13 protein-coding genes are annotated in these 14,008 nt (G+C 64.7%); 10 read left to right on the top strand and 3 right to left on the bottom strand.

Features of this window, described 5'->3' with window-relative positions; genetic code table 11:
* Window positions 1–46: 46 nt before the first annotated feature.
* Genes era through lepB form a run of 3 tightly spaced genes read right to left on the bottom strand, consistent with a single transcriptional unit; the run spans window position 47 to window position 2,486 of the window.
* Window positions 47–955 carry a GTPase Era gene (era, locus tag ILT46_RS05985; RefSeq protein WP_199503764.1) on the bottom strand — a complete coding sequence of 303 codons (909 nt, stop codon included), beginning with the start codon at window positions 953–955 and terminating at the stop codon, window positions 47–49.
* A 5-nt stretch (window positions 956–960) separates the two neighbouring features.
* Window positions 961–1,587, bottom strand: coding sequence for a ribonuclease III (rnc, locus tag ILT46_RS05980; RefSeq protein WP_233397056.1), 627 nt, complete (start codon window positions 1,585–1,587; stop codon window positions 961–963).
* A gap of 44 nt (window positions 1,588–1,631) precedes the next feature.
* The gene (lepB, locus tag ILT46_RS05975) at window positions 1,632–2,486 is read right to left on the bottom strand and encodes a signal peptidase I (protein ID WP_199503724.1); all 855 of its coding nucleotides are present in this window, start codon (window positions 2,484–2,486) and stop codon (window positions 1,632–1,634) included.
* A gap of 47 nt (window positions 2,487–2,533) precedes the next feature.
* Here lepB and pgi point away from each other — a divergent pair, with 47 nt between their 5' ends.
* The 10 genes from pgi to bioB all read left to right on the top strand — a co-directional run bounded on the left by pgi (window position 2,534) and on the right by bioB (window position 13,869).
* A complete protein-coding gene (gene pgi / locus ILT46_RS05970; RefSeq protein WP_199503723.1) occupies window positions 2,534–4,048 on the top strand; it encodes a glucose-6-phosphate isomerase in 1,515 nt (504 codons plus the stop codon).
* A 106-nt stretch (window positions 4,049–4,154) separates the two neighbouring features.
* Window positions 4,155–4,997: a hypothetical protein gene (locus ILT46_RS05965; protein ID WP_199503722.1), complete on the top strand. Its 843-nt coding sequence runs from the start codon at window positions 4,155–4,157 to the stop codon at window positions 4,995–4,997.
* A gap of 136 nt (window positions 4,998–5,133) precedes the next feature.
* Window positions 5,134–6,492, top strand: a complete 1,359-nt coding sequence (gene gorA, locus ILT46_RS05960; protein ID WP_370592353.1) for a glutathione-disulfide reductase — start codon at window positions 5,134–5,136, stop codon at window positions 6,490–6,492.
* A 57-nt stretch (window positions 6,493–6,549) separates the two neighbouring features.
* Entirely contained in the window at window positions 6,550–8,076 is a 1,527-nt protein-coding gene (locus tag ILT46_RS05955) for an acyl-CoA carboxylase subunit beta (RefSeq protein ID WP_199503721.1), read from the top strand.
* An 8-nt stretch (window positions 8,077–8,084) separates the two neighbouring features.
* Window positions 8,085–8,342, top strand: a complete 258-nt coding sequence (locus ILT46_RS05950) for a hypothetical protein (RefSeq protein WP_199503720.1) — start codon at window positions 8,085–8,087, stop codon at window positions 8,340–8,342.
* Entirely contained in the window at window positions 8,339–8,788 is a 450-nt protein-coding gene (gene mce, locus ILT46_RS05945) for a methylmalonyl-CoA epimerase (protein WP_199503719.1), read from the top strand. The genes ILT46_RS05950 and mce overlap by 4 nt, the downstream gene beginning before the upstream one ends.
* A 216-nt stretch (window positions 8,789–9,004) precedes the next feature.
* Complete coding sequence (locus ILT46_RS05940) at window positions 9,005–9,787, top strand: enoyl-CoA hydratase-related protein (protein WP_199503718.1); 783 nt, start codon at window positions 9,005–9,007, stop codon at window positions 9,785–9,787.
* A gap of 37 nt (window positions 9,788–9,824) precedes the next feature.
* A complete protein-coding gene (gene scpA / locus ILT46_RS05935) occupies window positions 9,825–12,053 on the top strand; it encodes a methylmalonyl-CoA mutase (RefSeq protein ID WP_199503717.1) in 2,229 nt (742 codons plus the stop codon).
* 2 nt (window positions 12,054–12,055) lie between these two features.
* Complete coding sequence (locus ILT46_RS05930) at window positions 12,056–12,862, top strand: heme-dependent oxidative N-demethylase family protein (RefSeq protein WP_199503716.1); 807 nt, start codon at window positions 12,056–12,058, stop codon at window positions 12,860–12,862.
* Window positions 12,859–13,869 (top strand): biotin synthase BioB, encoded by a 1,011-nt coding sequence (gene bioB, locus ILT46_RS05925; protein ID WP_199503715.1) that lies wholly within the window; start codon window positions 12,859–12,861, stop codon window positions 13,867–13,869. Before ILT46_RS05930 ends, bioB begins: the two co-directional genes overlap by 4 nt.
* Window positions 13,870–14,008: the final 139 nt, after the last annotated feature.

Below are 14,008 nucleotides of genomic sequence, written 5' to 3'. Positions count from 1 at the left end.
CTGGGGTGACGACGTTGGGTGGTTCTTGCCGGGGTGGGCGGCGCGCTTACCGCACCCAGTCGAGGCCCATTTCCTCGAAGATTTCGCGGCTTTCAGCCCAGTTTTCCTCGACCTTGACGTGGAGGAACAGATGGACCTTCTGGCCAAGGATTTCGGCCAGTTCGGCGCGCGCGGCTTCGCCGATGGCCTTGATCCGGCTGCCGCCCTTACCCAGCACAATGGCGCGCTGCGTATCGCGGCCGACCACAATCTGTTGGTGGATTTCCACGCTGCCATCTGCACGCTGCACATATTTTTCCGGCCGCACCGCGCTGTCATAAGGCAGTTCTTCGTGGAGCTGCTTGTAAAGCTGCTCGCGGGTGATTTCGGTGGCCAGCAGCCGCTCGCTCGCATCGCTGACCTGATCTTCGGGATAGTGCCACGGACCTTCGGGCATCATCGCCGCCAGCGCCGCTTTCATGTCGGGCACCCCGTCGCCCGTCAGCGCCGAAATGAAATAGACCTCGGCAAAAGGCACCTTGGCAGTCAGTTCCTGCGCCAGCGCCAGCAGTGGCTCCTTCTTCGCGGCATCGACCTTGTTCAGCACCAGGATCTTGCGCTCGGGCCGGTGAGCGAGGCTGTCGAGCAGGGGTTCCAACTCGTGCCGGCGCTGTTTCACCGAATCGACCAGCAGCAGGATCGCATCGGCCGCCTCGGCGCCTTCCCACGCCGCACTGATCATCGCCCGGTCGAGCCGCCGCCGGGGCGCGAAAATGCCGGGCGTATCGACGAGGATCATCTGCGTCTGATCGAGCAGCGCGATGCCCAGCATCCGGGCGCGGGTCGTCTGCGCCTTGGCGCTGGTGATCGCCACCTTCTGGCCGACCAGCTGGTTGACCAAAGTCGATTTGCCGGCATTGGGCGCACCAAGCACCGCCACCACGCCGCAGCGGGTCGGGCCTGCCTGATCGGCCATCTGGTTCATCCGTATTGCTCCATGAATTTCTTCGCTGCGAGGCGTTCTGCCTCCTGCTTGCTGCCGGCAGTCGCCTCGACCGCGCCCACGCGGTGGACCGATACGCTGACCGTGAACTGCGCCGCGTGATCCGGGCCGCTGCGGTCGATCAACTCGTATTCCGGCGGTTTGCGTTGATTGCCGGCGGCCCATTCCTGAAGCGCGCTCTTGGGATGCTTGGCGCGCCCGGCATCGCCCGCGATTTCGGGCGCCCAGAGCTGCGCGATGATGGTGCGGACCGCATCGAAGCCATGCTCTTTGAACGCCGCACCCAGCAAAGCCTCTATGACGTCGCCGAGGATATTGTCGCTATCAGCCCCGCCATCGCCCAGCGCCTGCTTGCCAAGGCGAATATGCGGGCCAAGGCCGATCCGCCGCGCGACGCGGGCGCAGGTCTGCCGGCTGACCAGTGCATTGAGCCGCTGCGACAGATCGCCTTCGGCACTGCGGCTACCGGAAAACAGCCCGTCGGCAATGGCCAGGCCGAGCACGCGGTCGCCCAGAAATTCCAGCCGTTCGTAATTGGCGGGCGCATCGACAAGGCTGCCATGCGTCAGCGCCTCCAGCCACAGCGCGTCATTCCGGGGGGCCATGCCAAGCGCATCGAGAAAGCTGCGCGTGGCAGGCGGCAAAGCGCTCACAGATCCTTCCAGATGCGGTCCCAGCGGGCAGCGGTGAACCACGTCCACGGCAGCAGCCATTGCGCCGAGCCGTCGGTGGACCACAGCACGCGGCTGGCCCGGCCCACCAGCAGGTCCTGCGGCACCAGGCCAACGCCGGCCCCCGGTGCGGCGGGGAAGCGGCTGTCGAGCGAATTGTCGCGATTGTCCCCCATCACGAACACGCGGCCTTCGGGCACTATGATCGGAGCGAAATTGTCTGCCGGACCCTGTCCGAAATCGAAGATATCGTATCTGCGCCCGTCGAGATTGGTTTCACGCAGCTGCATATAACGGCACGCGGGATCGCCATCGGAATCCGTCACCGGGGTGCCGGCCGGATGGCAGATGGTGTTGTCCGACAGTTTGACCACCGCATCCGCCGCGCGCTCTTGGCGCAGCTTCTGCCCGTTCAGCACCACCTGGCCGCCGCGCACTTCGACCGTGTCGCCCGGCAGGCCGACCACCCGCTTGATATAATCGCTGCCGTCGACGGGGTGCTTGAAGATGACGATGTCGCCGCGCTCGGGTTGGCTGGCGAGAATGCGGCCCGGGATCAGCGGCAAGCTGAAGGGCAGCGAATGGCGGGTAAAGCCATACGGCCACTTCGCCGCGACCAGATAATCGCCGTTCATCAATTGCGGCAGCATCGATTCGCTGGGAATGGTGAAGGGCGAGAAGATGAAGCTGCGGAAGATCAGCACCGCCAGCGCGAGCTTCAGCACGAAGGCGCCGAAATTCTCGTCCTTGCTGCCCGTACCGCCAGCCGGCGCATCGGCACCGCCGTCCCCCGGATGCGGCGCGGCGCCGCTGTTCCTGCCCTTCCAAATCATGGCGGCGACCTCTAGTCGCCGTGAGCCAGCGAGGGAAAGGCTTTTCGATGAATGACGCGGCAAAGGACATTTGGGGCGAATTGGAGCGGCTGCCACGCCCGCCCTTGCGCGATCTGTTCGCCGCAGACCCGGCGCGAGTGGAACAGTTGGTGCAGCGGCTCGAATGGCCGGCCGATGGCGGTATGGCGGGGATGCTGTGCGACTGGTCGAAAACGCATCTCGACGACGCACATCTGGCCGCGTTCGAGCGATTGGCCCAAGCGATGGGCTTTGCCGAGCGGCGCCGCGCGCTGCTGGCGGGCGAGCGGGTCAATGCCAGCGAAGGGCGCGCGGCCGAACATCTCGCGCAGCGCGGCACCGGGCACGAGGCGTCGGTCGAAGAGGCCACGGCGCTGCATCAGCGGATGCGGCTGCTGGTCGAGGCAATCCATCAGGGCGCGCTGGGTGAGGTGCGCCACCTGATCCACATCGGCATTGGCGGCTCGGCATTGGGCCCGGCGCTGGCGATTGACGCGCTGGCGCGCGATCTGGCGCTGGTGAATGTCCATATCGTTTCGAATATTGACGGGCTCGCGCTCGAAGCGGCATTCGCGGCGTGCGATCCGGCGACCACGCTGATTGCCGTCGCCAGCAAGACCTTTACCACGATCGAGACGATGACCAACGCGGCCTCGGCGCTGCGCTGGCTGGGCGACAATGGCGTTGCCGACCCCTATGGCCGGGTGGTGGCGCTGACCGCCGCGCCGGATAAGGCGGTCGCGTGGGGCGTCGATGAAACGCGCGTGCTGCCATTTCCCGAGACGGTAGGCGGGCGCTATTCGCTGTGGTCGAGCATTGGCTTTCCCGTGGCCTTGGCGCTGGGCTGGGACGAATTTGCCGCCATGCTGGCCGGGGCGCGGGCGGTGGACGAGCATTTCGCCACCAGCGATGGCCGCGCCAATCTGCCGCTCAGAGCCGCTTTTGCCGACCAGCTCTATGCCCGGCTGCGCGGCTGCCAGACCCGCGCGGTGTTCGCCTATGACGAGCGGCTGCGGCTGTTTCCTGCCTATCTCCAGCAGTTGGAGATGGAATCCAACGGCAAGCCGCCCGTTGCCGGCGGCCCGACCGCGCCGATCACCTGGGGGGGAGTGGGCACAGACGCGCAGCACGCGGTGTTCCAACTGCTCCATCAGGGTACGCATCTCGTGCCGGTGGATTTCATCGCCAGCATCGCGCCGGGCGACGCGCTTGATCCAGCTCATCATCGCATTTTGCTTGCAAATTGTTTTGCGCAAGGCGCTGCGTTGATGGCTGGCGAAATATCGAGCGACCCTGTGCGTGCTTTCGTGGGCAATCGACCCAGCACGACGTTTCTGCTGGATGATCTTGATGCGGCTGCGTTAGGCGCGCTGACCGCCTTTCACGAGCATCGGACTTTCGCCAATGCCGTTCTTTCGGGCATCAACCCGTTTGATCAATTCGGGGTCGAATTGGGCAAAAGGTTGGCCGGACAAATCGGCGATGTCGGCAACACCTTTGATCCAGCGACGCTAGCTTTGATCAAGCATGCCGGTCTGGCGTGATAGATTGCCAATGTGAGAGTTTGGGCAACGAAAGATGTCACACGAATGAAGCACATCTGTGATGATAAAGGACAACAGTGTTCCGTGAATGATAGGGCCAGCTTTCATGACTGCATCTACGAAGCAAGCAATACCCTGCACTATAGCGGCGCTGTTGTTAAGCGTGCCGCCGTTCCTTGTGCCTGAAGCAGCTGCGCAAACCGGCGCGCGGGACACACCGCGCGCGCAAGTTCGGACAGCCAGCTATCCGCCGCTGCGGTTGATCGATGGCCCGAACAGGATGAAGATTCCCGCCGGTTGGCAGCCTGCTGGTTCTAACCAATGGGTGGCGGCGCCCGGCGACCCGGCTTCCCCCCGCATGGTTCGCATGGTTCATTCCCGCCCCGTCACATCACCTGCCGCTGCCTTTGCCGAGATAACGGCCCATGCCGGGATCGCGCCAGTGGATGTGCATTCCAGCGAAGTGACCGTTTGGAGCGTTGTGTCGGAAAATCAGGCAAGCCGCGCATGGGGAACCGCAGCAGGCAGCAATATGGGCGGTGTCGAACAGGCTTTGTTTGCATCGACCTTCCATAATTCCAGCACCAATCAGTGGATCACCGAACTGTACACGGCCCCTGTGCATACGTACCGGCAATGGGGCGGGGTGATGACTGTTCTCGATAATTTCGGGGTTAGCGAGCATGTCGAGGGCCTGCCACGTGGGTTCCATGCAGCAGCTGCACGGGCCACCCATGCCGAACAGGCCCAAATTTTTTCCACGTTGATTGATGTTACCGTCACCCGCGTTTTGATGGGCTCGATGCAGGCGGCGCAAGGGGCTTTGGAAACGCTCCAAGGTATCGGCCGGGACATCGACTTGCGCACGTCGTGCCAGATGGCGGCAAATTGCACCTACACCCCGGGGGGGATGCCGGGCAGCGCAACAGCAAGCTACGGTCCAGGCTAAGGCCGTTTGCACAAGCGGCATCCGGCGGGCCATTGCCAGCCGTCTTGCCCGCCGGTTGCTTTACCGGTGATCTTGCAGTTGCTGCTGGCCCTCCATCTGGTCATAAGCCTCCCGCATCGTGCAGGATACTAGCAGCGTGGCCATAACACCATCATATGATTTCGACCTCTTTACCATTGGGGCAGGTTCCGGCGGTGTACGTGCCAGTCGGGTGGCGGCGGCGCATGGCGCGCGGGTTGCCGTGGCCGAAGAATATCGCGTCGGCGGCACCTGCGTCATTCGCGGCTGCGTTCCCAAGAAGATGCTCGTCTATGGCGCGCATTTTGCCGAGGATCTTGAAGATGCCGCCGCCTTTGGCTGGACCATCGACCAGCCACGCTTCGACTGGACGGTGCTGCGCGACAATGTGCTGAACGATGTCACCCGGCTCGAGGGGCTGTACACGCAGACGCTCGACAACAATGGCGTGACGATCTTCGCCGAACGCGCCGTGCTGACGGCGCCGCACGAGATCACCCTCGCCAGTGGGCAGACGGTGACCGCGCGGCATATCCTGATTGCCACCGGCGCGCGGCCGCGCATTCCCGATTGCCCGGGCGCCGAACATGGCATCACCAGCAACGAGGCGTTCCATCTGGATGCCATCCCGCGCCGCGTGCTGATCGCCGGCGGCGGTTACATCGCCAACGAGTTCGCCGGCATCTTCCACCAGTTCGGCAGCAAGGTGACGATCGTCAATCGCAGCGACGTGATCCTGCGCGGCTATGACGAAAGCGTGCGTGACCGGCTGTTGCAGATCAGCATGACCAAGGGGATCGACTTCCGCTTCCACGCCGAATTTCGCGGGATGGAGAAGCAGGCCGATGGCAGCTTGCGCGTGGCGATGACGGGGCATGACGAAATCGAGGTCGATTGCGTGCTGTTCGCCGCCGGGCGGGTGCCCAATGTGGAAGGGCTGGGGCTGGACACAGCGGGCGTCGAAATGACCGCGCACGGCGCGATCAAGGTCGACCGCTTCAGCAAGACCAGCGCCGAACATATCTATGCCGTCGGCGATGTGACCGACCGGGTGCAACTGACCCCGGTGGCGATCCGCGAAGGGCAGGCCTTTGCCGATACCGTGTTCGGCAGCGGCGATCCGGTGGCGGTCGATCACCAGAACGTGCCGAGCGCGGTTTTCAGCCATCCGCCGATCGCCGCTGTCGGCCTGACCGAGGGCGAAGCGCGCAACCAGTTCGGCGCGGTGAAGGTATATCTTTCGGACTTTCGCCCGATGAAGAATGTGCTCACCGGGCGCAGCGAACGCTCGCTTTACAAGATGATCTGCGACGAGGCTTCGGGCCGCATCCTCGGCATTCACATGATCGGCCCCGAAGCCCCCGAGATCATGCAGGCCGCCGCCGTGGCGGTGAAAGCGGGCCTCACCAAGGCCGAGTTCGACGCCACCGTCGCCATTCACCCGACGATGGCCGAAGAACTGGTCCTGCTGCGCTGACTTGCCCAGCGCCTGCCGGCGCGTTACGCAACCGACCTTCCCCCATCAGGAGTGCCCATGTCCGCCAATATCGCCGAGCTGGAGCGTCGCCGCGAAGCTGCCCGGATGGGCGGGGGGGAAAAGCGCATCGCCGCTCAGCACGCCAAGGGCAAGCTGACCGCGCGCGAGAGGCTCGACGTGCTGCTCGATGAAGGCAGCTTCGAAGAACTCGACACCTATGTCGAACATGATTGCACCGATTTCGGGATGGAAAGCCAGCGGATCCCCGGTGATGGCGTGGTCACCGGGAGCGGCACGATCAACGGGCGGCTGGTGTTCGTGTTCAGCCAGGACTTCACCGTCTTCGGCGGCAGCCTGTCGAAGCGCCACGCGGAGAAAATCTGCAAGATGATGGACAGCGCTATGAAAGTCGGCGCCCCCGTCATCGGCCTCAACGACAGCGGCGGCGCGCGCATCCAGGAAGGCGTCGCAAGCCTCGGCGGCTATGCCGAGGTGTTCCAGCGCAATGTCCTGGCATCGGGCGTGGTGCCGCAGATCAGCCTGATCATGGGCCCGTGCGCGGGCGGTGCGGTCTATTCCCCGGCGATGACCGACTTCATCTTCATGGTGAAGGATTCGAGCTATATGTTCGTCACCGGACCCGACGTGGTGAAGACCGTCACCAACGAGGTCGTCACGCAGGAGGAGCTGGGCGGCGCGATCACCCATACGACCAAGACCAGCGTGGCCGATGTGGCGTTCGAAAACGATATCGAGACGCTGCTGGCGACGCGCGATTTCTTCGACTTTCTGCCTCTGTCCAACCGCGAGGAGGTGCCCGAACGGCCGACGGCCGACCCGTTCGACCGGGTGGAAGACAGCCTCGACACGCTGATCCCCGCCAATGCCAACCAGCCCTATGATATGCACGAAGTCATCCGCAAGGTGGTGGACGAGGGCGATTTCTTCGAAATCCAGCCGGCCCATGCGGGCAACATCATCTGCGGCTTCGGCCGGATCGAAGGGCGCACGGTGGGCGTGGTGGCGAACCAGCCGATGGTGCTGGCGGGCGTGCTCGACATCAATTCCTCGAAGAAGGCCGCGCGGTTCGTGCGGTTCTGCGACGCGTTCGAAATCCCGATCGTGACCTTTGTCGATGTGCCCGGCTTCCTCCCCGGCACGGCGCAGGAACATAACGGCATCATCAAACACGGCGCCAAGCTGCTGTTCGCCTATGCCGAGGCGACCGTGCCCAAGATCACCGTGATCACCCGCAAGGCCTACGGCGGCGCTTACGACGTGATGGCCTCTAAGCACCTGCGCGGCGATCTCAACTACGCCTGGCCCACCGCCGAGATCGCCGTGATGGGCGCCAAGGGCGCGGTCGAGATCATCTTCCGCGGCATGAGCGCCGAGGAGCAGGCGGAAAAGACCCGCGAATACGAGGAGCGCTTCGCCAACCCCTTCGTCGCGGCGCAGCGCGGCTACATCGACGAGGTGATCTACCCGCACTCGACCCGGCGGCGGATAGCGCTGGGGTTGCGGAAGCTACGCGGGAAGGTGCTTGAGAACCCGTGGAAGAAGCATGACAATATTCCGCTGTGAGATCATAAGTGTCTTTTTTCGGTATTCCAATCAATCTCAGCGAAGCTTGGCTTGTGATTGTTTTCGCGGGGGGTGGGGCGCTCTGGTCCGCTCACGAACTGCGAAAGGCCGTTCTTCACAAGCGAATTGGTTTCAAGGGGCGGGAATACCATCAGGTCGACCACCGCATTGAGTTCAATTTGTATCGCGGGCTCTGGGTCGTCATCCTGTTTTGCTCAGTAGCCGCTTTGATGGGTTGGTATTTCGAACTGGAAATGAAACCATGAAACTCGGCCGTCTCAATCATATCGGCGTCGCGACGCCTTCGATCGCGGAGAGCGTGGCCTATTACCGCGAGGTGATGGGAGCGACCTCGATCACCGAGCCGTTCGACCTGCCCGACCAGGGGGTGAAAGTCTGCTTCGTAGACACGCCGGGGCACGGCGGCACTGACGGCACCCAGATCGAGCTGATCGAGCCGCTGGGGCCGGACAGCACGCTCGCCGGCTTTCTCGCCAAGAACCCGGCGGGCGGGCAGCACCACCTGTGCTACGAGGTCGCCGACATCGCGGAGGCGCGCGCGTGGTTCGAGGGGCTGGGTAAGCGCATCCTCGGCCCCACGCGCATCGGTGCGCACGGGACGCCGATTTTCTTTCTCCACCCCAAGGATATGATGGGGCAGCTCACCGAGATCATGGAGACGCCCAAGGCCGACGCGCACTGGTCGAATTGAAGCCATGCGGGGCCGGGTGACACTGGTGTCGCCTTTGTCACCCTGTGCGGCGACAAAGCCGGACCCCGGATCAGGTACGGGGTGACGACCCTCAGCTTTGTCGTCCCGGGCTTGACCCGGAACCCCGCTGTACCTTGTTGGGGCCAGCCAGCCCGCAATTGAGGGTTGCAATCTGCAACCCCGCGGGCTCTGTGGCGGGCAAAAGGGGAGAGCGCCTTGGCCTATGAGACCATCCTCGTCGAAAGCGACGGGCCCGTCACCACCATCACTCTGAACCGCCCGGAACGGCTCAACGCCTGCCCGCCGCAGATGGCGGACGAAATCCGCGATGCGCTGGTCGATACAAGCGATACGCGCTGCTTCCTGATCACCGGCGCCGGGCGCGCCTTCTGCTCGGGTGCCGATCTCGCGGCGCGCGGCGAGCGCTCGGTCACGGGCGGGCGCGCGGCGTATGATTCCCTGTCGCGCAGTTACAATCCGATGATGGTGCACATGGCGCAAAGCGCGGTGCCAATTGTCGCGGCGGTCAACGGCCCGGCGGCCGGGATCGGCTGCTCGATCGCGCTGGCGGCCGATTTCGTGCTCGCCGGACGCAGCGCCTATTTCCTCCAGGCGTTCGTCAATATCGGACTGGTTCCCGATGGCGGGGCCAGCTGGATGCTGCCGCGCCTCGTCGGCAAGGCGCGGGCGACCGAAATGATGATGCTGGGCGAAAAGATCGGCGCCGAAAAGGCCGAACAATGGGGCCTGATCCACAAGGCGGTGGCCGACGAGGCGCTGCTTGAGGAGGCGCGCGCGTTGGCGCTGCGGCTCGCCACCGGGCCGACGCTGGCACTGGCGCGGATGCGCGAGAATATCCACCGCGCGCTCGAAACAGGCTATGCCGCCGCGCTGCATCAGGAGGCGGTCGGCCAGCGCTGCGCGGGCGATAGCGCCGATGCGCTGGAAGGCGGAATGGCCTTCCTCCAGAAGCGCAAACCTGAATTCAAAGGAGCGTAACCAAGCCCCATTCGCCGAAGCGGGTAATGGAACCGGAATGACTGACACAGTGAACAAGGCCGACTGGCAGGCAGCCGCCTACAAGGAAGTGAAGGGCCGCGACCTCACCTGGCACACGCCGGAGGGCATCGCGATCCAGCCGCTTTATACCGCGGACGATGCGCCGGCCGAGGGGCCGGGCCTGCCGGGTTTCGCCCCGTTCACGCGCGGGCCCTATGCCTCGATGTACACCGGCCGGCCGTGGACCATCCGCCAATATGCCGGTTTTTCGACCGCCGAGGAATCGAACGCCTTTTACCGCCGCAATCTCGCCGCCGGGCAGAAGGGGCTGTCGGTCGCATTCGATCTTGCCACCCATCGCGGCTATGACAGCGACCATCCGCGCGTGGTCGGCGATGTCGGCAAGGCGGGCGTTGCGATCGACACCGTGGCCGATATGGAAGTGCTGTTCGATCAGATCCCGCTCGATGAAATGAGCGTCAGCATGACCATGAACGGCGCGGTCATCCCGGTGATGGCGTTCTACATCGTCGCGGCGGAACGGCAGGGGGTGGCGCAAGACAAGCTCAGCGGAACCATTCAGAACGACATTCTGAAGGAGTTCATGGTCCGCAACACCTATATTTACCCGCCCGAACCTTCGATGCGGATCGTCAGCGACATCATCGCCTACACCTCGGCGCATATGCCGAAGTTCAACAGCATTTCGATCTCCGGCTATCACATGCACGAAGCCGGCGCGACGGCGGTGCAGGAACTGGCCTTCACCATCGCCGACGGCAAGGAATATGCCCGCCGCGCGATGGCCGCCGGGCTCGATATCGACGCCTTTGCCCCGCGCCTCAGCTTCTTCTGGGGCATCGGCATGAATTTCTTCATGGAGATCGCCAAGATGCGCGCCGCCCGCGCGCTTTGGCACGAGGTGATGGAAGGGCTGGGCGCTCAAAACGAAAAGTCCAAGATGCTGCGCACCCATTGCCAGACCTCCGGTGTGAGCTTGCAGGAGCAGGACCCGTATAACAACGTCATCCGCACCACGATCGAGGCGCTGGCCGCGGTGCTCGGTGGCACCCAGTCGCTTCACACCAACGCGCTCGATGAAGCGATCGCGCTGCCGACCGATTTTTCCGCGCGGATTGCCCGCAACACGCAGCTGGTGATTCAGGAGGAAACCGGCATCACCCGCGTGGCCGATCCGCTGGGCGGGTCGTATTATGTCGAGGCGCTGACTGCCGCGCTGGTGGACGAGGCGCGCGAACTGATCGCCGAGGTCGATGCGGCGGGCGGGATGACCGCCTATGTCGCCACCGGCAAGCCCAAGGCGTTGATCGAACAGGCTGCTGCGGCAAAGCAAGCGAGCGTCGATCAGGGCCAGACGGTGATCGTCGGGGTCAACAAGTACCGGCTGGCCGAAGAGGCCGCGCTCGACACGCTCGACATCGACAACCACGCCGTGCGGCAGAGCCAGATCACGCGGTTACAACAGGTTCGCTCGGGCCGGGATGAGGGGGCGTGCCAGGCGGCGCTGCGGGCGCTGGAGGATGGGGCGCGGGCGGGTGCTTCGACAAGCTCAGCACGAGCGGACGGTGGGACTGATCCGGGTTTCGCTCAGCCTAATCCTGTCGAAGGCCGCAGCAACCTCCTCGCCCTCGCGGTCGAAGCCGCCCGGCACGATGCCACGCTGGGCGAGATTTCCGCCGCGATGGAGGCGGTGTTCGGCCGCTACGACACCACGCCCACGCCGGTGCGCGGGGTCTATAGCGAGGCCTATGCCGGCGATGCGCGCTATGCCCAGGTCGTCAGCGGGGTCGAGGCGGTCGCGCGCCGGCTCGGGCGAACGCCCCGCATCATGGTCGCCAAGATGGGTCAGGACGGCCACGATCGCGGGGCGAATGTCATTGCCTCGGCCTTTGCCGATATGGGGTTCGAGGTTATCTCAGGCCCGTTGTTCCAAACCCCTTCCGAAACCCGCGACATGGCGCTGGCGCACGATGTCGACGCCATCGGCGCGTCGAGCCTTGCCGCCGGCCACAAGACGCTGATCCCCGAACTGATCGCCCTGCTCCGCGAGGCGGGCCGGGCGGACATCAAGGTGGTTGCCGGCGGGGTGATCCCGCCGCAGGATTACGACTTCCTCCGCGAAGCCGGGGTGCAGGGCATTTATGGCCCTGGCAGCAATGTGGTCGAATGCGCTGCCGACCTGCTGCGCCTGCTGGGACACAATATGCCGCCTGCCGGCGAGGGGCTGGACGAGGTGGCGGCCTAGGCTTGTCGCTCGGCTTTTCCGTCGCGGAACTGCTGCCCAGGGCGCGCGGCGGCGGCGTGCTCAAGATGGGCCTGTGCGCGCTGGAGGAAGGCGCCTGGCTCGACCCCGCACCCGATCGCGCCGCCCGCCGCTCGGGGTTCACCGCCTTCCCCGAAGGCGTGCAGGTGCTGCCTGAAGGCGTGGCGGCGGCGGGCGAACTGGCCAAAGTGCTAGGCGTGGAGGGCGATCTGCGCGGCTGCGCAGAGCATCATTGGGAGGATTTTTGCCTCCTCACCCGCCGCGATGGCGAGGAGGTCTATCGCCTCGTCGCCGCTGCCGTCATTTTCCCCAGCGACTGGCGTCCCGCTGACAAACTCGGCCTGCCGCTCACCGCCATCCATGCGCCGATCCACGGCTATGCCGAGCAGCTTGCCAGCGGGGTCGATAATTTCATGGCGCAGTTGACGCCGGGCCGCATCTTCGGGCGCTGCAACTGGTTCATCACCCCGACCGATGCCTGGCGCTGGGTTGCCGGGCGGCCCAAACAGGCCTTTGCCCATGTAACCCCCACCAACGCCGGCGAGACGCTGTTCGTCCGCTGCGAGCGCCAGACGCTGCGCCGCTTGCCGATGACGGGGGCGATCGTGTTCACCATCGGCGTTTATCTGTCACCGCTTGGCCGCCTTCCGGCACCGCAGATAGCGATGCTGGCCAATGGGGTGACGCGCCTGCTGTCGGGTGAGGGCGGACGGCGCGGCGCGCCCGCCTATGCCGCCGCGCTGGAAGGGTTTGCGCGCACGCGCGGGATCGCTATCGGTCAGCCGCAATGACCGAGATCCGCACCGACTGGACCCGCGCCGAAATCGCCGCGCTGTTCGATTTGCCGTTCACCGAATTGCTGTTCCGCGCCGCCAGCGTCCACCGTGAGAACCATCCGCCGGACGAGGTGCAGCTGTGCACACTGCTCAGCATCAAGACCGGGGGTTGCCCGGAGGATTGCGGATACTGTTCGCAGTCAGTGAAGGCCGACAGCGGCGTGCCGGCGAGCAAGCTGATGGAGGTGCAGTCGATCCTCCAGAAAGCCGCGCAGGCGAAGGACAATGGCAGCCAGCGGTTCTGCATGGGCGCCGCCTGGCGCAACCCGAAGGACCGCGATATGCCGGCGATCGTCGAGATCGTGAAGGGCGTGCGCGCGATGGGCCTCGAAACCTGCATGACGCTGGGGATGCTGACGCCCAGCCAAGCCGAGATGCTGGCCGAGGCGGGGCTTGATTACTACAACCATAATATCGACAGCAGCCCCGAATATTACGACCGGGTGATCACCACGCGCACCATGGCCGACCGGCTTGACACGCTCGCCCACGTGCGCGCGGCCGGGATCAATGTGTGCAGCGGCGGGATCGTCGGCATGGGCGAGACGCGCGAGGATCGGGTGGGCTTCATCCACACGCTCGCCACCCTGCCGCAGCATCCCGAATCTGTGCCGGTCAACGCGCTGGTGCCGGTCAAGGGGACGGTGCTGGGCGACATGCTGGCGGACACCCCGCTCGCCAAGATCGACGACATCGAGTTCGTCCGCACGGTGGCGGTCGCGCGGATCACCATGCCGATGAGCATGGTCCGCCTCTCCGCCGGGCGAGAGAGCATGAGCGAGGCGACCCAGGCGCTGTGCTTCCTCGCCGGCGCGAACTCGATCTTCACCGGCGACAAGCTGCTGACCGCGCCGAACGCCGGCGACGACAGCGACGCCGCGCTGTTCGCCAAGCTGGGTTTGACGGCGCTCAAGGGCGAGGAGCCGATGCGGGCGTGCAACGTGGTGGAGGCGGCGGAATGAATGGTGTCAGGCGGCCCGCGCTATTCTTCGCTGTTTGCTCGGCACTCTACTGGTCAGGCATCGCTGGTTTTCTCGCCATCGTGTACCCCTTGGCCGGGAAAAATGTCGCGCCTTTCTGGATGGTGTCCCTGATCAATTT

The organism is Qipengyuania sp. YIM B01966 (genome assembly GCF_016461955.1).
Lineage (GTDB): Bacteria > Pseudomonadota > Alphaproteobacteria > Sphingomonadales > Sphingomonadaceae > QFOP01.
This window is presented reverse-complemented; position numbering and strand designations above follow the sequence as displayed.